The organism is Ectopseudomonas chengduensis, assembly GCF_900102635.1.
GTDB classification, from domain to species: Bacteria; Pseudomonadota; Gammaproteobacteria; order Pseudomonadales; family Pseudomonadaceae; genus Aquipseudomonas; species Aquipseudomonas chengduensis.
Window position 1 is genome coordinate 101,702 of the sequence record NZ_FMZQ01000008.1, and the last position, 16,168, is coordinate 117,869.

The 16,168-nt window shown below is 61.7% G+C and carries 20 protein-coding genes; 13 read left to right on the forward strand and 7 right to left on the reverse strand.

Going from position 1 to position 16,168, the window contains the following annotated elements; translation table 11 throughout:
• Window position 1: 1 nt before the first annotated feature.
• The gene (locus tag BLS08_RS14240) at window positions 2–1,117 is read right to left on the reverse strand and encodes an ATP-NAD kinase family protein (RefSeq protein WP_017676759.1); all 1,116 of its coding nucleotides are present in this window, start codon (window positions 1,115–1,117) and stop codon (window positions 2–4) included.
• 290 nt (window positions 1,118–1,407) lie between these two features.
• Here BLS08_RS14240 and BLS08_RS26365 point away from each other — a divergent pair, with 290 nt between their 5' ends.
• Window positions 1,408–1,581, forward strand: a complete 174-nt coding sequence (locus BLS08_RS26365; protein WP_017676758.1) for a PA1571 family protein — start codon at window positions 1,408–1,410, stop codon at window positions 1,579–1,581.
• A gap of 41 nt (window positions 1,582–1,622) precedes the next feature.
• Here the strand turns inward: BLS08_RS26365 and msrB are convergent, their stop codons facing one another.
• Window positions 1,623–2,018 carry a peptide-methionine (R)-S-oxide reductase MsrB gene (gene msrB, locus BLS08_RS14245; RefSeq protein WP_017676757.1) on the reverse strand — a complete coding sequence of 132 codons (396 nt, stop codon included), beginning with the start codon at window positions 2,016–2,018 and terminating at the stop codon, window positions 1,623–1,625.
• 273 nt (window positions 2,019–2,291) lie between these two features.
• Between msrB and BLS08_RS14250 the strand changes: the two genes are divergently transcribed.
• The 3 genes from BLS08_RS14250 (at window position 2,292) to htpX (ending at window position 4,923) form a co-directional block, all read left to right on the forward strand.
• Window positions 2,292–3,503 (forward strand): pyridoxal phosphate-dependent aminotransferase, encoded by a 1,212-nt coding sequence (locus BLS08_RS14250; RefSeq protein ID WP_017676756.1) that lies wholly within the window; start codon window positions 2,292–2,294, stop codon window positions 3,501–3,503.
• 6 nt (window positions 3,504–3,509) lie between these two features.
• Window positions 3,510–3,956 carry a hypothetical protein gene (locus tag BLS08_RS14255; RefSeq protein ID WP_017676755.1) on the forward strand — a complete coding sequence of 149 codons (447 nt, stop codon included), beginning with the start codon at window positions 3,510–3,512 and terminating at the stop codon, window positions 3,954–3,956.
• 94 nt (window positions 3,957–4,050) lie between these two features.
• Complete coding sequence (htpX, locus tag BLS08_RS14260; protein ID WP_017676754.1) at window positions 4,051–4,923, forward strand: protease HtpX; 873 nt, start codon at window positions 4,051–4,053, stop codon at window positions 4,921–4,923.
• 58 nt (window positions 4,924–4,981) lie between these two features.
• Here the strand turns inward: htpX and BLS08_RS14265 are convergent, their stop codons facing one another.
• Window positions 4,982–5,638: a thiopurine S-methyltransferase gene (locus BLS08_RS14265; RefSeq protein ID WP_017676753.1), complete on the reverse strand. Its 657-nt coding sequence runs from the start codon at window positions 5,636–5,638 to the stop codon at window positions 4,982–4,984.
• A 53-nt stretch (window positions 5,639–5,691) separates the two neighbouring features.
• Here BLS08_RS14265 and BLS08_RS14270 point away from each other — a divergent pair, with 53 nt between their 5' ends.
• The 3 genes from BLS08_RS14270 (at window position 5,692) to BLS08_RS14275 (ending at window position 7,782) form a co-directional block, all read left to right on the forward strand.
• Window positions 5,692–6,654 carry a type 2 periplasmic-binding domain-containing protein gene (locus BLS08_RS14270; RefSeq protein ID WP_017676752.1) on the forward strand — a complete coding sequence of 321 codons (963 nt, stop codon included), beginning with the start codon at window positions 5,692–5,694 and terminating at the stop codon, window positions 6,652–6,654.
• A gap of 94 nt (window positions 6,655–6,748) precedes the next feature.
• On the forward strand, window positions 6,749–6,922 hold the full coding sequence (locus tag BLS08_RS26560) for a PDC sensor domain-containing protein (protein WP_017676751.1): 174 nt from the start codon (window positions 6,749–6,751) through the stop codon (window positions 6,920–6,922).
• A gap of 92 nt (window positions 6,923–7,014) precedes the next feature.
• Window positions 7,015–7,782 (forward strand): DODA-type extradiol aromatic ring-opening family dioxygenase, encoded by a 768-nt coding sequence (locus BLS08_RS14275; protein ID WP_017676750.1) that lies wholly within the window; start codon window positions 7,015–7,017, stop codon window positions 7,780–7,782.
• Here BLS08_RS14275 and BLS08_RS14280 read toward each other — a convergent pair.
• On the reverse strand, window positions 7,779–8,363 hold the full coding sequence (locus BLS08_RS14280; RefSeq protein WP_017676749.1) for a TetR/AcrR family transcriptional regulator: 585 nt from the start codon (window positions 8,361–8,363) through the stop codon (window positions 7,779–7,781). The genes BLS08_RS14275 and BLS08_RS14280 overlap by 4 nt on opposite strands.
• Before the next feature lie 102 nt (window positions 8,364–8,465).
• Between BLS08_RS14280 and BLS08_RS14285 the strand changes: the two genes are divergently transcribed.
• Window positions 8,466–8,903: a hotdog fold domain-containing protein gene (locus tag BLS08_RS14285; protein WP_017676748.1), complete on the forward strand. Its 438-nt coding sequence runs from the start codon at window positions 8,466–8,468 to the stop codon at window positions 8,901–8,903.
• A gap of 37 nt (window positions 8,904–8,940) precedes the next feature.
• On the opposite strand, the gene BLS08_RS14290 is transcribed toward BLS08_RS14285, so the two are convergent.
• A complete protein-coding gene (locus BLS08_RS14290; protein ID WP_090336844.1) occupies window positions 8,941–9,930 on the reverse strand; it encodes a YhdH/YhfP family quinone oxidoreductase in 990 nt (329 codons plus the stop codon).
• Window positions 9,931–9,991: 61 nt separating this feature from the next.
• Window positions 9,992–11,011, reverse strand: coding sequence for a protease SohB (gene sohB / locus BLS08_RS14295; RefSeq protein ID WP_017676746.1), 1,020 nt, complete (start codon window positions 11,009–11,011; stop codon window positions 9,992–9,994).
• A gap of 199 nt (window positions 11,012–11,210) precedes the next feature.
• On the opposite strand from sohB, the gene BLS08_RS14300 reads away from it, so the two are divergent.
• The 4 genes from BLS08_RS14300 (at window position 11,211) to BLS08_RS14315 (ending at window position 14,350) form a co-directional block, all read left to right on the forward strand.
• Entirely contained in the window at window positions 11,211–11,909 is a 699-nt protein-coding gene (locus BLS08_RS14300) for a histidine phosphatase family protein (protein WP_064495426.1), read from the forward strand.
• Between the two features lie 56 nt (window positions 11,910–11,965).
• Window positions 11,966–12,277 (forward strand): SCP2 sterol-binding domain-containing protein, encoded by a 312-nt coding sequence (locus BLS08_RS14305; protein ID WP_003459932.1) that lies wholly within the window; start codon window positions 11,966–11,968, stop codon window positions 12,275–12,277.
• 221 nt (window positions 12,278–12,498) lie between these two features.
• Window positions 12,499–13,566 (forward strand): phosphotransferase family protein, encoded by a 1,068-nt coding sequence (locus BLS08_RS14310; protein WP_090336846.1) that lies wholly within the window; start codon window positions 12,499–12,501, stop codon window positions 13,564–13,566.
• A gap of 16 nt (window positions 13,567–13,582) precedes the next feature.
• Window positions 13,583–14,350 (forward strand): SDR family oxidoreductase, encoded by a 768-nt coding sequence (locus tag BLS08_RS14315; protein WP_090336848.1) that lies wholly within the window; start codon window positions 13,583–13,585, stop codon window positions 14,348–14,350.
• Window positions 14,351–14,608: 258 nt separating this feature from the next.
• Here the strand turns inward: BLS08_RS14315 and BLS08_RS14320 are convergent, their stop codons facing one another.
• Window positions 14,609–15,256 carry a membrane protein gene (locus BLS08_RS14320; protein WP_017676742.1) on the reverse strand — a complete coding sequence of 216 codons (648 nt, stop codon included), beginning with the start codon at window positions 15,254–15,256 and terminating at the stop codon, window positions 14,609–14,611.
• 102 nt (window positions 15,257–15,358) lie between these two features.
• Between BLS08_RS14320 and BLS08_RS14325 the strand changes: the two genes are divergently transcribed.
• Window positions 15,359–16,138: a TSUP family transporter gene (locus tag BLS08_RS14325; RefSeq protein ID WP_003461436.1), complete on the forward strand. Its 780-nt coding sequence runs from the start codon at window positions 15,359–15,361 to the stop codon at window positions 16,136–16,138.
• Window positions 16,139–16,168 lie beyond the last annotated feature (30 nt).

Sequence of the window (16,168 nt, forward strand, 5' to 3'; positions counted from 1 at the left end):
CCTATCGACTCAGGGGGTACAGCAGTTCTTCCTTATAACCAGCCCAGACCCGCACGGCATCGGGAAACGCGTCGTCCAGGCTCACGTCGCCACTGTCGACCAGCAGCGGCCGACCTTCCAGCGTCGCCAGCTTGCGCTTGGTCGCCACCACGCGCAGGCGCTCCAGCCCCCCGGCGCGCAGCACGCGCGGGCTGATCTGCTGGTTGCCGCGGCCGATGATATGGCCCTGACCGCCAATCGCGGTCACCAGCAGATAAGTCGGGTGCCCTTCGACCAGGGCGAACAGCTCGGTTTCATTGACGTCGCGGGCGATGACCCGGCCATCCTCGATCACATCGACGCCGAGCAAGGTGGTTTCCAGACCAAGATTCTGCGCCAGACCGTGCAAGGTCGAGCCGGGACCGAACACGTAGCGCGCACCCGGCTCCCACTCGCTCTCGAGCCAGGCGGCCAGATCAGCCAACACCAGCTCTTCGGACTCCACGCCACCCTGCTTGACCGCCTGCACGTAGCCGCCCTCCTGCGGCACGCACAGCTCGCCGTACCAGCGCGCGGTGACGCGGCCTTCGCGCAGGGCGCTCTCGTCGATGTCACGCACCTCGCCGCTGGCCAGTCGTACCAGGCCGCCCTCCACCAGGCGCGCAGTCAGCTCGCCTGCCGCTCGCGGGCTGATGGCGTAGACGCCGGACTGGATCTTCACACCGGCCGGAATACCCAGCACCGGCTGGCCGTCCCTGGCTGCGGCACAGACATCACGCGCAGTACCATCACCGCCAGCGAAGAGAATCAGCGCCACACCGGCGTCCTGTAGCTGCTGCACTGCCTGGCGGGTGTCTTCGGCAGTGGTCGGCTGCGCACCGACCTGCCCCAGCAGACGATGCTCGAAGCCCATCTGCGCCAAAAGATCGCCACCCATGGCGCCCGGATAGCTGACGAACTCGATGCGCTCACGCAGGCTCAACAACTGCTCAAGCGCGGTGCGTGTACGTTGCGCCGCCTTTGGCTCGACACCCAGAGCCAGCGCCTGCTCGGCCATGCCGTCGCTGCCCTTGAAAGCTGCAGGACCACCCAGCCCGGCCAGTGGATTGATGATCAAACCGATATGAAAACGCGACATGAATTCCTCGTTCCACACAGGCTGGCACGCAGCCTGCAATACGACTTTCGCAATGTGTTTTGTGACGGAGTTCCGCCGTCTTGGAATCTGCTTAAAGTATCGCGAGCTAGAGCCAGGCAAGGCGAAATCGGGCGAAGAAGCGGAGTTTACGAGTAGTAAATGAGCTTTCTGAGCCCGATTTCAACGCAGCATGGCCGACGCGCAGCAGACTTTGAGCAGGTTCCCAGCTGTCACCGCGCCTTCATCTGGATGTCCTAGACTGGCGCGCATTACTGATGAGGAGACAGGCCATGAGCTTGCAAGACAACGCTGCCCAGTACCCCACCACCAAACATCAACAGGAGCCGGTGGGCGGTTTTATCATTGATGGTCAGGGCCGCGAAGTGCCCATTACCGAAGAGATGATCAAACAGGCCTGCGACGCCCTGGAAGAAGGCCGCCAGCGCGCCAGCCAGCAGGCTTGAACCTACGGCGCCAGGCACGCAATGTGCCTGGCGTGCCTGCCTCAATCGCGTGGCACCAGTTTCAGCGACAGTGAGTTGATGCAGTAGCGCAACCCGGTCGGACGGGGTCCATCGGGAAACACGTGCCCCAGATGCGCGTCGCACTTGGCGCATTTGACCTCGATTCGATGCATACCGTGGCTGTAGTCGTCGAGGCTGGCGATCACCTCGTCGTTGATCGGCTGAAAGTAGCTCGGCCAACCGCTGCCAGAGTCATATTTGGCATCCGAATCGAACAGCGCCTCACCACAGCAGGCGCAGTGGTAGATGCCGGGGGTCTTGCTGTCGTGATAAGCGCCGGTGAACGGCCGCTCCGTGCCGCCCAGACGACAGACATGAAATTGCTCGTCAGTCAGCTCTTCGCGCCAGCTATCCAGGGGTTTGTCGACTTTATCCACGAACGGGGTTCCTCCTCGGTAATTGGGCAATACGCAGCAGTACAGGCAGCACCAGCATTTGACAGCTTCGAGGGTGAGGCTTCTGCGACTACAGCGCCTCTGTGCGCCGCGTGGCAGGCCAGAAAAAAGCAGGACTGATACCTTTGCCGCGCTCAGGTCGCCACGTATGATTCGACCCCAGTCTGTCACCCACGTTACGGGCTGCCAAGATTCCCCGCCGGGAGAATTTTGCAGCGTACTTCAGTGGGTTCTCCATAGCTCGGGAATCCTTACATGCAGGTCAGCAAATCGAACAAGCTCGCCAACGTCTGCTACGACATTCGCGGGCCAGTGCTCAAGCACGCCAAGCGTCTGGAGGAGGAAGGCCATCGCATCCTCAAGCTGAACATCGGCAATCCGGCGCCGTTCGGTTTCGAGGCCCCGGAAGAAATTCTTCAGGACGTCATCCGCAACCTGCCCACCGCCCAGGGCTACAGCGACTCCAAGGGACTGTTCAGCGCGCGCAAGGCGGTGATGCAGTACTACCAGCAGAAGCAGGTCGAAGGCGTCACTATCGAGGACATCTATCTCGGCAACGGGGTCTCCGAGCTGATCGTGATGGCCATGCAGGCACTGCTCAACAACGGTGACGAGGTACTCATCCCGGCGCCCGACTATCCGCTGTGGACCGCCGCCGTGGCGCTGTCCGGCGGCAAGCCGGTGCACTACCTGTGCGACGAGCAGGCCGGCTGGTTCCCGGACATCGCCGACATGCGCGCCAAGATCACGCCCAATACCAAGGCGCTGGTGCTGATCAACCCGAACAACCCCACCGGCGCGGTGTATTCGAAGGAAGTGCTGCTGGATATCGTCGAACTGGCACGCCAGCACAACCTGGTGATCTTCTCCGACGAGATCTACGACAAGATCCTCTACGACGAGGCCGTGCACATCAGCACCGCCTCGCTGGCACCGGACGTGCTCTGCCTGACCTTCAACGGCCTGTCCAAGAGCTACCGTGTAGCGGGTTTCCGCTCCGGCTGGGTGGCCATCTCCGGGCCCAAGCACCGTGCACAGAGCTATATCGAAGGCCTGGATATACTGGCCAATATGCGCCTGTGCGCCAACGTGCCGAGCCAGCACGCGATCCAGACCGCGCTCGGCGGCTACCAGAGCATCAACGATCTAGTGCTGCCCAACGGCCGCCTGCTGGAACAGCGCAACCGCGCCTGGGAACTGCTCAACGACATTCCCGGGGTCAGCTGCGTCAAACCCATGGGCGCGCTTTACGCCTTCCCGAAGATCGACCCCAAGGTCTGCCCGATCCACAACGATGAGAAGTTCGTCCTCGACCTGTTGCTGTCGGAAAAACTGCTGATCGTCCAGGGCACCGCCTTCAACTGGCCGTGGCCGGATCACTTCCGTGTGGTCACCCTGCCCCGCGTCGACGACCTGGAGCAGGCCATCGGTCGTATCGGCAACTTCCTCAAAGGTTACAGCCAGTAAGCCGACATGGACCTGCAGATCGACGATTTCTACAAGGACGCCGCCAGCGGCCTGCTCATGCTCTATCAGGCCTTCCCGCGCAAGCTGGCGCTGTACGTGGAAGACCTGATCGGACGTGAGGAGCCGGATGAATTCGGCCTGCCCAGCAAGCGTCACCAGGCCTGCCTCGGCGCGCTGCTGTGGCTGGCCGAGGAAGGCTATCTGCGTTTCGAGTCGACCATCGCTTACGACGCGTTGGATCAGGCGGTACTGAGCGAGAAAGGTTTTCTGCGCCTGTCACGCGCCATTCCCCACGCTTTGCGCGAGGGTGAAGTGCTGCCGCCAAGCGTGCGCCGCGTACATGCCACATTGGCATTTCAGCTGCGCGAGGCCCTGGCCCAGCAGCACGGCGAGCGCACCGCCCGCCTCACTCGTCTGCTGTTCGAGAGTACGCTACAAGGTCAAGAGACATAGTTTGAAATAGTCGCTGGTTGAAAGCCCCGGGGGTGCGCCCTTATATAGCCGGCATTACTCGTACGTCTTTCCCCGTGAGGAGTCCGTTCACACCATGATGCGCATTATGTTGTTCCTGGCCACCAACCTGGCGGTTCTGGTTATCGCCAGCATCACCCTCAAACTGCTGGGGGTCGACCGCTTCACCGGCCAGAACCATGGCAGCCTGCTGATTTTCTGCGCCGTGTTCGGTTTCGCCGGCTCGCTGGTGTCGCTGTTCATCTCCAAGTGGATGGCGAAGATGAGCACCGGCACACAGATCATCACCCAGCCGCGCACCCGTCACGAACAGTGGCTGCTGCAGACCGTCGAGGAGCTGTCGCGCGAAGCCGGGATCAAGATGCCTGAAGTCGGCATCTTCCCGGCCTACGAGTCCAATGCCTTCGCCACCGGCTGGAACAAGAACGACGCACTGGTCGCGGTCAGCCAGGGTCTGCTCGAGCGCTTCTCCCCTGATGAAGTGCGCGCGGTACTGGCTCACGAGATCGGCCACGTCGCCAATGGCGACATGGTCACCCTGGCACTGATCCAGGGCGTGGTGAACACCTTCGTCATGTTCTTCGCGCGCATCTTCGGCAACTTCGTCGACAAGGCGATCCTGAAGAACGAAGACGGCCATGGCATCGGCTACTTCGTCGCGACCATCTTCGCCGAGCTGGTACTGGGCATCCTGGCCAGCATCATCGTCATGTGGTTCTCGCGCAAGCGCGAGTACAAGGCCGACGAAGCCGGGGCTCGCCTGGCCGGCACTGGCGCGATGATCGCCGCGCTGCAACGCCTGCGCGCCGAACAAGGCGTACCGGTGCAGATGCCTGACAGCCTGACTGCCTTCGGCATCAACGGCGGCCTGAAGAACGGCCTGGCCGGTCTGCTGATGAGCCACCCGCCGCTGGAAGATCGTATCGAGGCGCTGCGCCGCCGCGGCTGATCCATCCGGCACGGACAAAAAAGGCGACCTTCGGGTCGCCTTTTCATTGGGACTGCCGCTAACGGCGGGTCAGATGGACGACTCGCTCATCCACTGCAGCGAGACCGCTGTCGCTGAAACGCGGATTACCAGCCAGCACGTCCTTTTCCTCGACCATGCGCAGCGCCCAACTGGCCGCGAAATGTCGCTCCACCTCGGCGTCTTCGACCGAGAATGGCGGGCCATCCATCCGTTGCTGGTCGTACACCAGGGTCACCAGCAAGCCCTGGCAGGCTTGCGGCAAAATCGCCTGCAGGTGGGCGGCGTAGCGCTCGCGCATTTCTGGCGGCAAGGCGATCAGCGCAGCGCGGTCATAGAAAGCCCGGCACTCGGCAACCTCGTCACGGCTCAAGGCGAAAAAGTCGCCGCACAAAATCCGCAGCGCGCCCGCCTGGTAGACCTTGAATGCCCCGTGCTGCGACACCTGCGGCTGTACATCGCGCTCAGCGAAGAAATCCTGCACCGCGCGCTCGGCCAGCTCCACACCGATCACAGCATGCCCCTGCTCCGCCAACCAGACCAGGTCGAGACTCTTGCCACACAGCGGCACCAGCACCGCCGCACCTTTCGCCAGCCCGAGCGCGGACCAGTGACGACGCAGGTAGCCGTTGACCTTTTCCTGATGAAAACCGATCTGATCGCGCGCCCAGCGCTCCTGCCAGAATGTCGCGTGCATACCCACTCCCCTCACCTAAACTGGAAATAACAACCCATACGCCAAATGACTCGATGCCAGCCCGCCATCTGCTGCCCTGCCTGTTACTGGCTGTCTCGACCTTGGCGCAGGCCAATGACCAAGACAACTCAACCGTGCGCCTCGACACCAGCCTCGAGGATCCTTACCAACTGGTGGTAGACGGCGAACTCAGCGGTAGCTCGGTAACTGTACTCGAATGCATCTTCAATCGATTGCAGCGGCCTTATCAGATCCAGCTCACATCGCTGAGTCGAGCCCGTCAGAATGTCAGTAGACGCATCGCCGATGGTTTCTTCAGCTCGGCACCAGACAGCCAGGTCGATGGCTACGCGCAGCTGTCCGCCCCGCTTCTGATGGAGAAATGGTACTGGTACGCCCAGGATCCGCTGATCCTCAACAAGCCGATTTGGGACCGCGAGCTGCGCATCGGCAGCGTGCTGGGGAGCAACAGCATGACCTGGCTGGAGGCTCGCGGCATCGCCGTAGCGCAGAAGGTACCGCGCCTGGAGCAATTGATCGAATTGCTGCAACGTGGGCGCATCGATCTTTTCCTGGCCGATGACAATGCCATGCGTAGCGCCCTCTCTGAGCAGCCACCCCAACAAGCTCTGCAGCGACGCTTCGTACGCTACTCACCACTGGGCGTCTATTTCTCTCACGATTTCCTGCAGCACCACCCTGATTTCCTCAGCGCCTTCAATCGTCAGGTAGAACACTGCGCCCCCGAAAGTAGCGCGCTGACTGAAGCCGAAGCCCATTATCTGCGCCAGTTGACCGCCCAGCATCTGAAGCGCTGGGCCTACCATGACGAACTGTTGAACGCCCTTCGCCAGGTAGCCGCGCGCAATACGAGCATGGAGCGCATTAACGAACTGGACCGGCAATGGCTGCGTGAGCTCCTGCTTGAGGAAAAGCCACTGATCCGTCGCCTGCTGCAGACGCCGCCGTCACGCCTGCTGGCCAACATAGCGCGTCAACATCCTCCTGTTCAATGAGATCTTCCTCAGCGACCACTCCGGCCAATTAGTCGCCATCAGCGAGGTCACCAGCGATTATTGGCAAGCTGACGAAGATGACTTTCGACAAGCCATGCGCCTGGCGCCTGGCCAGATCCATATCGGCGATATCGAGTACGATGGTTCGACCCAGAGCTTTCAGAGCAAGGTTTCTGCGCCTATCCACGACCCACGGAATGGGCAGTTTCTCGGCGTGCTCAGCCTGGGCATCAATATCGAGACCGCTTTTGGCGACAACCTGCGCTAAACATCTAACCAGTCGATTGATACCGCGGAAAAACATCATTATTAATCGATGAAGACCTCGGAGAAAATGTGAGCACATTTCTGGAGGTCGTCATGCTGCCCAGCCTGTTCATTTCCCACGGTTCCCCCATGTTGGCCCTGGAGCCCGGTGCCAGCGGCCCGGCGCTGGCCAAACTGGCCGCCGATATACCCAGACCCAGCGCCATAGTGGTGGTATCGGCGCATTGGGAAAGCCAGCGCCTGCTGCTGACGGCGGGCGAGCACCCGCAGACCTGGCACGACTTCGGCGGCTTTCCAGCCGAGCTGTATGCCGTGCAGTATCCGGCCCCCGGCGCACCGAAGCTGGCCGAGGAGATCGCCCAGCAGCTGAACGACGCGGGTCTGCCTGCACAGCTCGATGCGCAACGCCCCTTCGATCATGGTGCCTGGGTGCCGCTGTCGCTGATGTATCCGCAAGCCGACATCCCCGTTCTGCAGCTATCGCTACCCAGCCGTCTCGGCCCCGAGTTGCAGACCCGCGTGGGCCGCGCTCTGGCCAACCTGCGTGCACAAGGCATCCTGTTGATCGGCTCCGGCAGCATCACCCACAACCTGGGCGAGCTGAACTGGCGTGCCGGCCCGGACGTCATCGCACCCTGGGCCAAGGCGTTTCGCGACTGGGTGGTGGAAAAGCTCGAAGCGAACGACGAAGAGGCCTTGCACCATTACCGCCTGCTGGCGCCGGATGCCGTACGCAATCACCCCACCGAAGAACACCTGCTACCGCTGTTCTTCGCCCGAGGTGCTGGCGGTACCTTCACGATTGAGCACAGCGGTTTCACCTACGGCGCCCTGGGGATGGATATCTATCGCTTCGGCTAACCGCTGTTTTTCACACTATCCCAGGCGATCTGCGCCAGTAGCTCGCGGCACTCGCCAAGATTGCTCTGGGTGCGGCCAGCCAGCCAGTTGCGCGCCAGATCATGCGTCGGGCCGATCACCACCGAAGCGAAACAGTCATCCGGCAGCGCCTTGAACAGTCCCTGCCGACGGTACTCGGCGAGCGCCGTGAGAATCTGTGCGAAATGCTGGCGATTGGCTTCGCGCAGTGCATCGCCCATTTCCCCCGCTTCGACCCGACTACGACTGTGCAGGATGAAACGCGCCCAATCAGGATTGGCCAGCACCCAGTCGATGTAGCTGGTCACCAGCAACTTGACACAGGCCTCGGCGCTGGCCGCGCTGGCAAATCCGCGCTGCAGCAGCTCGGCGTATTGTGCGGTGCCGGCCAGATAGAGCGCGGCGATGATCCGCTCCTTGTTGCCGAAGTGGTGATACAGACTGCCGATGCTCGCACCAGAACGGTCACGGATCATCTCGATGGTGGTGACATCGACGCCGTGCTCGGTGAAGCAGGCCAGCGCAGCCTGCAGGATCTCGTCTTTGCGTGATGGACGGGCCATGCCGCTCCTTATGACTAGAATATTATTCTAGAATAACTTTCTAATTCTCGTATACTGCTCCGGCGCGCGCTCATCTTCAATCGCAAACAGCAGGAGAGAGTCATGAGTCAGATGTTGCAGATGTTCCAGCAGGCCGGCGCTGCCCAGTTCAGCGCGATGATCGGCCAGGTCGCCCCCTACTTCGCCAGCATCGCCCCGCAGATGGTCGAGCTGCGCCCCGGCTATGCCGAGGTCCGCTTCGCCAAACGCCGTGAAGTGCTGAATCATATCGGTACGGTGCACGCCATAGCCCTGTGCAATGCTGCCGAGCTCGCCGCCGGCAGCATGACCGACGCCTCCATTCCTGACGGTTACCGCTGGATTCCCAAAGGGATGACGGTGGAATACCTGGCCAAGGCAGACGGCGACATCCGCACGGTGGCCGATGGCAGCAAGGTGGATTGGGATCGGACCGGCGACATCAAGGTGCCGGTGATGGCCTACGTCGGTGACAAGCCGGTGTTCCGCGCAGAGATCACCATGTACGTCAGCCAGGCCTGAAATGCAGAGGCCCGTCATCGACGGGCCTCTGATCCACTCAGTCGAGTCGCACCAGGATACGGCCCACCATACCGCCGGAGAGTATCCGCTCGATGGCCGTCGGCAACTCCGTCAGGCCTATTTCCTCGCATAGCGGCGAAAGATTGAGCTTCCACTGCAGCGACAGCTTGTCCCACATCGATGCCTTGACCACCAGCGGCAGCTCCACCGAGTCCACGCCCAGCAGGTTGACGCCACGCAGGATGAACGGCAGCACGCTGGCCTGGAAGCCGACGCCGGCAGTCAGCCCGCAACAGGCCACGCTGCCGCTGTGGCGCAGCGACTTGACCACATTGAACAGGATGTCGCCACCCACTGTGTCTACCGCTCCCGCCCAGCGTTCCTTGAGCATCGGCCGCTCATTACCTTGCTGCAGCTCTTCGCGGCTGACGATCTCGTCTGCACCGAGACCACGCAGGAAATCGCCCTGTTCGGCCTTGCCGGTCGCAGCGGCTACGCGATAACCGAGCTGCTTGAGCAGCACCACGGCGATGCTGCCAACGCCGCCCGTGGCGCCGGTGACCAATACGGTGCCTGACTCCGGGGTGACACCGGCCTGCTCCAGCTTGTCCACACAAAGGGCAGCGGTCAGGCCGGCGGTACCGAGAATCATCGCCTCGCGCAGCGGCAAGCCTTTTGGACGCTTGATCGCCCAGGCGGCCGGTACGCGGATGTACTGGCCGAAACCACCGGCTGTGTTCATGCCCAGGTCGTAGCCAGTGACGATCACCTCGTCGCCCACGGCGAACTCGGCAACACTGGAGGCTTCGACTACACCGGCCGCGTCGATACCGGGCGTATGCGGGTAGGCCTTGGTCACACCTCGATTGCCGCTGGCGGACAGAGCGTCCTTGTAGTTGAGCGAGGAATAGCGCACGCGAATCAGCAGCTCGCCCTGCGGCAGTTGCTCGACGTTGCGCTGGACCACTTCACGCTGGAAACCGCCATCGGCGCCTTCGCTGACCAGCAAGGCCTTGAACTCGGTCATCACCCTCTCCTCTTGTCGTGGTTCGCGGCTACGCGGCGCGCAGCCCATCATGAACGAAGCGTTACCAGAAGCGCTGCTGATTGAGCCTGCTCAACCAGGTCAGGACGAAGCGATCTGCCGCCATGCTGGCCGCCAGCCCGACACGCTCCTGCAAACTCTTTTTATGAGCGAAATGCAGATGGAACAATTCAGCCTCGGCGGCGCGCTCGGCCAGGTACTGGTCGCTGGTCTTCAGTTCGTCAACCAGCAGGCGCTCTTGCGCCGCCATGCCCAGCCAGACCTCACCGGTGGCGATGGCATCGATGTCCAGCTGAGGGCGGTAGCGGGCAACGAAGCCCTTGAACAGTTCGTGGGTGGTCTCCAGGTCTTCCTGGAATTTCTCCCGGCCCTTTTCGGTGTTCTCACCGAATACGGTCAGCGTGCGCTTGTATTCGCCGGCCGTCAGCACCTCGAAATCGATTTCGTGCTTCTTCAGCAGACGATGCACGTTAGGCAACTGCGCCACCACGCCGATGGAGCCGAGGATGGCAAAAGGTGCACTGAGAATCTTCTGGCCGATGCAGGCCATCATGTAACCGCCGCTGGCCGCTACCTTGTCCACGCAGACGGTCAGCGGGATGCCCGCATCGCGGATACGCACCAGTTGCGACGAAGCCAGGCCGTAGCTATGCACCATGCCGCCACCACTTTCTAGGCGCAGCACCACTTCGTCCTCGGCCTTGGCCATGGACAGCAGCGCCGTCACCTCATGGCGCAGGTTGTCGGTGGCTGAGGCCTTGATATCGCCATCGAAATCCAGCACGAACACCCGCGGTTTGCTGGGCGGCGCTTTCTTTTCCTGCTTGGCCGCCTTGGCCTGCGCCTTGCGCGTGGCCTTGAGCTGATCCTTGGACAACACGCTGTGCTCCAGGCGCTCACGCAGATCCTTGTAGAAATCATTGAGCTTCTGCACCTGCAACTGACCACTGCCGCGCCGCCCTCTGCCGCGCGTGGCGGCGATCGCCACCAGCACCACGACGATGGCGACCACCAGGGTCAGGGTTTTCGCCAGAAAACTGGCGTACTCGCTAAGAAACTCCACGGATCCCCCTTGGACAATGCAGCGGCGCCTGAGCGCACAAAGGCCCAAGCATACCGGCGCAGCGCCTCGCCGGCCAAGCGCGGCAGCACTGCACAATGGACATACAGGCAATTCAAACAAGCGTATGTTTTTTCGTTGACAGCCCCCAAGCTTCCTCATACCCTCGCCAAACATTCAACGTGCCGGGACCAATACGGACGTGGGCAGCATCTATCTGATTCGACATGGCCAGGCCTCATTCGGTGCAGACGACTACGATGTCCTGTCTCCCGTCGGCGTGCGCCAGGCCGAAGTGCTGGGCAAGCACCTGGAGCAACTCGGCATCAGTCTCGATCGTTGCATCAGTGGCAGCCTGCGCCGCCAGCAACACACTGCCAACGCCGCCCTGGAGCACATGAGCAGGGCACCGGCGCTGGATATCGACGAAGCCTTCAACGAATTCGATGCCGATGCGGTGATTCGCACGCTGCTGCCGGATCTGCTCCCGGAAGAACCCGAAGCCCTGCATATCCTGCGTAACGGTGCACAGAACCGCGCCGAGTTCCAGCGTCTGTTCGCCAAGCTGATCGGCCGCTGGATTTCCGGGGAGCATGACAAGCCCGGCCTGCAAAGCTGGCAGGCCTATGTCGAACAGGTCGAAGGCGGTCTGCGGCGCATCCTCGAACAGGCCACCAGCAAACAGAATATCGCCGTGTTTACCTCCGGCGGCACCATCACCGCCCTGCTCCGCCTGATTACCGGCGTCCCGGCGGCAAAGGCCTTCGAACTGAATTGGCAAATCGTCAATACCTCGCTCAGCCAGCTGAAATTCCGCGGCAGCGAGGTAAGTCTGGCTTCCTTCAACAGCCATGTGCATTTACAGCTGCTGAAGGCGCCGGAGCTCATCACCTACCGATGAGCTCCAGCCCACTGCGGCCGTGAGGCTGCGCGAAAAAACCGAAAAAGGATAAGACCATGAGTGTTGCTGACATCGCCCAAACCATGCAGTCCAAGTTCAACGCCAGCGCCGCTGCAGGCCTGGATCTGGTATTCCAATTCAACATCGAAGATGGCGAGAACTACGCGCTGATCGTAAAAGACGGCACGTGCGCCCTCGAGCAAGGCGACAACCCGAACGCCAACGTGACCCTGATCATGGACAGCGAAACCCTCAAGGGCATCGTCAGCGGCGAAACCGACGGCATGCAGGCTTTCATGGCCGGCAAGCTGCGCGCCGAAGGCGACATGATGCTGGCGATGAAGCTGGGCGAACTGTTCCCGGTCTGATCGGCGAGCTGAGCGCAAAACACGAAAACCGGAGTCCTGGCACTCCGGTTTTTTTTGCCCGTGATTTGCGGCCAAGGTGACAAACCGAAATGACTGATCAGGCAGTTTGATCGAGGTGCAACACGCCCGCCTATAACGGCGCGTATTGCTTGTGACAGCCTGAGCACAGCATTAGATTAACCAATTATCTAGGGCACCCATCATAAGCAGAAGGGATAAGCATGGCGCTCACCGACCAATCCACCCGCATCCGCACTGGCGAAGAACTCGATGCCGACGTCATCGACGCTTATCTGAAAGCCAATATTCCGGGCCTGAGCGGCACAGCCAAGATCAGCCAGTTCCCCGGCGGCGCTTCGAACCTGACCTACCTGATCGAATACCCGCAGCAGGAATTCGTCCTGCGCCGCCCGCCGTTCGGCCACAAGGCCAAATCGGCCCACGACATGGGCCGTGAGTACCGCATTCTCAACCAGCTCAACGCTGGCTTCCCTTACTGCCCCAAAGCTTACGTGCACTGCACCGACGAGTCGGTGATCGGCGCCGAGTTCTATGTGATGGAGCGGGTCAAGGGCATCATCCTGCGTTCGGAGATGCCGGCCGAGCTGAACTTCAGCCCCGAGCAGACCAGCACGCTGTGCAAGAGCTTCATCGACAAGCTGGTCGAGCTGCATAACGTCGATTACAACGCCTGCGGCCTGGGTGATCTGGGTAAGCCCGAGGGTTATGTCGGCCGTCAGATCAAGGGCTGGAGCGAGCGCTACGAGAAAGCCCTGACTCCGGACGCACCGACCTGGGAGCCGGTCAAGGCCTGGTTGAATGACAAGATGCCGGCCGATCACCACAAGCCGGGCATCGTGCATAACGACTACCGCTTCGACAACGTGATCCTCGACCCCAGCAACCCGATGCAGATCATCGGTGTGCTCGACTGGGAGATGACCACCATCGGTGACCCGCTGATGGACCTGGGTAACACCCTGGCCTACTGGATCGAGGCCAGCGACCCGGCGCCAGTGCAACTGATGCGTCGCCAGCCGAGCAACGCGCCGGGCATGCTTACCCGCCAGCAGTTCGTCGACTACTACGCTGAAAAAGCCGGCATCGAGATCAGGAGTTTCGACTTCTACTACACCTACGGCCTGTTCCGTCTGGCCGGCATCGTGCAGCAGATCTACTACCGCTTCTACCACGGCCAGACCCAGGACAAGCGCTTCGCCCAGTTCATTCAGATGAACAAGCTGCTGGAGCAGATGTGCCTGCAGGTCATCGGCAAATCCACTCTCTAACCCCGGGGTAATCACAATGTCCAAGACCCAACTGTTCGATCTCGACGGCAAGATCGCCTTCGTTTCCGGCGCCAGCCGCGGCATCGGCGAAGCCATTGCCAAGCTGCTAGCCCAGCAAGGCGCCCACGTGATCGTATCCAGCCGCAAGATCGAAGGCTGCCAGGCCGTAGCTGACGCCATCACCGCCGAGGGTGGCAAGTCCACTGCCATCGCCTGCCACATCGGCGAGATGGAGCAGATCACCAACGTCTTCGCGCAGATCAAGGAACAGTTCGGTCGTCTCGACATCCTGGTCAATAACGCTGCTACCAACCCGCAATTCTGCAACGTGCTGGACACCGATCTGGGCGCCTTCCAGAAAACCGTGGACGTAAACATCCGCGGCTACTACTTCATGTCCATCGAAGGCGGCAAGCTGATGAAGGAAAACGGTGGCGGCTCGATCATCAACGTTGCCTCGATCAACGGCGTCTCCCCCGGCGAATTCCAGGGCATCTACTCGGTGACCAAGGCCGCGGTGATCAGCATGACCAAGGTGTTCGCCAAGGAGTGCGCGCAGTTCGGCATTCGCTGCAACGCTCTGCTGCCAGGCCTGACCGACACCAAATTCGCCTCGGCACTGACCAAGAACGACGCCATCCTCAAGCACGCGTTGCAGCGCATCCCACTCAAGCGCGTAGCCGACCCGAGCGAGATGGCCGGCGCGGTGCTGTACCTGGCCAGTGAAGCATCCAGCTACACCACCGGCGTGGCGCTGAACGTGGACGGCGGCTTCCTCTCCTGAGGCCAGACGCCATGAACGACAAAGGCACCTCAGGGTGCCTTTGTCGTAAACAGGATAGGCCTAGCGCACCACAATTGTAGGGTGGGCCGGGCGGCGCTCCGTTTTATCCCACCAATGAAGCCCACCCTACAAAAATTGATGAACCTCTCCCGCTTGATGGGGAGGGTGCGTGAAGGGCGGGAGAGGGGAGCGAAGTTGGCGTTAGCGTTGGTGACGTAGGGTGGGCTAAAGCCCACCCTACATCCCCCCGCCCGGCCGCTACCAATCCTTAAGCGCAGCTTCGGCTGCGGGGTTCATCGGCTCAGCCAACAGGCCGGTCGGCGTCAGGCTGACGCTATAGACCGCATCGGCGGCAATCGGCAGGTAGTTCACACGCAACGCCTGTGGGTCGAACAACAGCAGATCACGCTGACTCATGCGCAGCCAGCGCCACAGGTCCACGCCATAAGGGCTCTCGGCCAATTGCACGCGACCATGTTGCGCCAGCGCCTGCTGCTCGATGGCCAGAAAACGCCCGGATAGACGTTCCAGACGGTAGCCAGGCTCAAGACCAATCAGCTCAGCCAGGCCTTTCCAGCGAATCAGTCGGCCGTCGAGTTGCCACATGTCGCCCTCGAGCGTGACAGTGCGCTCGCGCCCCCCTTCGAGCAGCGTCACCTGATAACGCTGCGGACCATCAGCCTTGAAGCTCAGCGTCACCAGCGGCTTGCCCGGCTGCAGCGGCTCGTAGGCATACAGATCGTAAGCTACCAGACCGACCAGGCCGGCCAGGGCGAGAAATGCCAGACCACAGGTGCCACGCAACCAGCCGAGGAACCAGCCCGTATTGAGCAGAATGCGCAATGCCACCAGCAGCGCCAATACGGCCAACAGCGCCACGGCCCAGGCCAACCCGTCGTATTGCATCGATTGCGTTCCTTCTCTGACGAAATCCCGGCATTATGCGCAGCTCTCCCCACGACGAACAGCCAGCAGGCTGCGCACTCGCCCACAAGTCGACACTTTAATATGCCCTTCGCTCTCGAGCTCGCCATCGATCCCAGCACACTGGCCATTCTCGCTCTGGTCGCCTTCATCGCCGGCTTCATCGACGCCATTGCCGGTGGTGGCGGCCTGCTGACCATCCCTGCTCTGCTTACCGCAGGTTTACCGCCGCACCTGGTGCTGGGCACCAACAAGCTGTGCGCCACCTTCGGCTCGGGCACCGCGGCTCTCACGTTTTATCGCCGCAAGCTGTTCGATCCGAAACAATGGCGCAACGCGTTGCTGGCAACCCTGATCGGCGCCCTGCTCGGCGCCGTCATCGCGCACTGGATGCCGGCCGCCTGGCTCAACCAGATGCTGCCGGTGATCGTCTTCGCCTGCGGTGTTTACCTGCTGTTCGGACGTATGCCGGAGGCACCAGCCGAACACGACCTGCCGATAGCGCGCGGTCGGCAATGGCCGCAAGGGCTTGGCCTGGGACTCTACGATGGGGTGGCGGGCCCCGGCACCGGCGCATTCTGGACGGTCAGCAGCCTGCTGATGTATCCACTCGACCTGGTGCGTGCCAGCGGCGTGGCGCGTACCATGAACTTCGTCAGCAATGCGGCGGCGCTGGCGGTGTTCATCGCCTTTGGTCAGGTAGCCTGGGGGCTCGGTCTGAGCATGGGCGCCGCCTTGATGGTCGGCGCCTTTCTCGGTGCGCGCACCGCGATCAAAGGCGGTTCGAAGTTCATTCGCCCGGTGTTCATTACGGTGGTATTGGCGCTGGCCGCGCGCCTGGTCTGGCAGCACTGGGTCGCGTAGGGCGGGCGCAACCCGCCAGAGTATCGATTT

What these genes read in the sequence shown, in the direction of transcription:
- BLS08_RS26560 (WP_017676751.1), top strand. Translation starts at nt 6,749, where the DNA reads ATGCGCCTGGCGCCTGGCCAGATCCATATCGGCGATATCGAGTACGAT.
- BLS08_RS14285 (WP_017676748.1), top strand. Translation starts at nt 8,466, where the DNA reads ATGAGTCAGATGTTGCAGATGTTCCAGCAGGCCGGCGCTGCCCAGTTC.
- BLS08_RS14305 (WP_003459932.1), top strand. Translation starts at nt 11,966, where the DNA reads ATGAGTGTTGCTGACATCGCCCAAACCATGCAGTCCAAGTTCAACGCC.
- BLS08_RS14275 (WP_017676750.1), top strand. Translation starts at nt 7,015, where the DNA reads ATGCTGCCCAGCCTGTTCATTTCCCACGGTTCCCCCATGTTGGCCCTG.
- BLS08_RS26365 (WP_017676758.1), top strand. Translation starts at nt 1,408, where the DNA reads ATGAGCTTGCAAGACAACGCTGCCCAGTACCCCACCACCAAACATCAA.
- BLS08_RS14310 (WP_090336846.1), top strand. Translation starts at nt 12,499, where the DNA reads ATGGCGCTCACCGACCAATCCACCCGCATCCGCACTGGCGAAGAACTC.
- BLS08_RS14240 (WP_017676759.1), bottom strand. Translation starts at nt 1,117, where the DNA reads ATGTCGCGTTTTCATATCGGTTTGATCATCAATCCACTGGCCGGGCTG.
- BLS08_RS14320 (WP_017676742.1), bottom strand. Translation starts at nt 15,256, where the DNA reads ATGCAATACGACGGGTTGGCCTGGGCCGTGGCGCTGTTGGCCGTATTG.
- BLS08_RS14265 (WP_017676753.1), bottom strand. Translation starts at nt 5,638, where the DNA reads ATGCACGCGACATTCTGGCAGGAGCGCTGGGCGCGCGATCAGATCGGT.
- BLS08_RS14250 (WP_017676756.1), top strand. Translation starts at nt 2,292, where the DNA reads ATGCAGGTCAGCAAATCGAACAAGCTCGCCAACGTCTGCTACGACATT.
- BLS08_RS14315 (WP_090336848.1), top strand. Translation starts at nt 13,583, where the DNA reads ATGTCCAAGACCCAACTGTTCGATCTCGACGGCAAGATCGCCTTCGTT.
- BLS08_RS14325 (WP_003461436.1), top strand. Translation starts at nt 15,359, where the DNA reads ATGCCCTTCGCTCTCGAGCTCGCCATCGATCCCAGCACACTGGCCATT.
- htpX (WP_017676754.1), top strand. Translation starts at nt 4,051, where the DNA reads ATGATGCGCATTATGTTGTTCCTGGCCACCAACCTGGCGGTTCTGGTT.
- BLS08_RS14255 (WP_017676755.1), top strand. Translation starts at nt 3,510, where the DNA reads ATGGACCTGCAGATCGACGATTTCTACAAGGACGCCGCCAGCGGCCTG.
- BLS08_RS14290 (WP_090336844.1), bottom strand. Translation starts at nt 9,930, where the DNA reads ATGACCGAGTTCAAGGCCTTGCTGGTCAGCGAAGGCGCCGATGGCGGT.
- BLS08_RS14280 (WP_017676749.1), bottom strand. Translation starts at nt 8,363, where the DNA reads ATGGCCCGTCCATCACGCAAAGACGAGATCCTGCAGGCTGCGCTGGCC.
- BLS08_RS14270 (WP_017676752.1), top strand. Translation starts at nt 5,692, where the DNA reads ATGCCAGCCCGCCATCTGCTGCCCTGCCTGTTACTGGCTGTCTCGACC.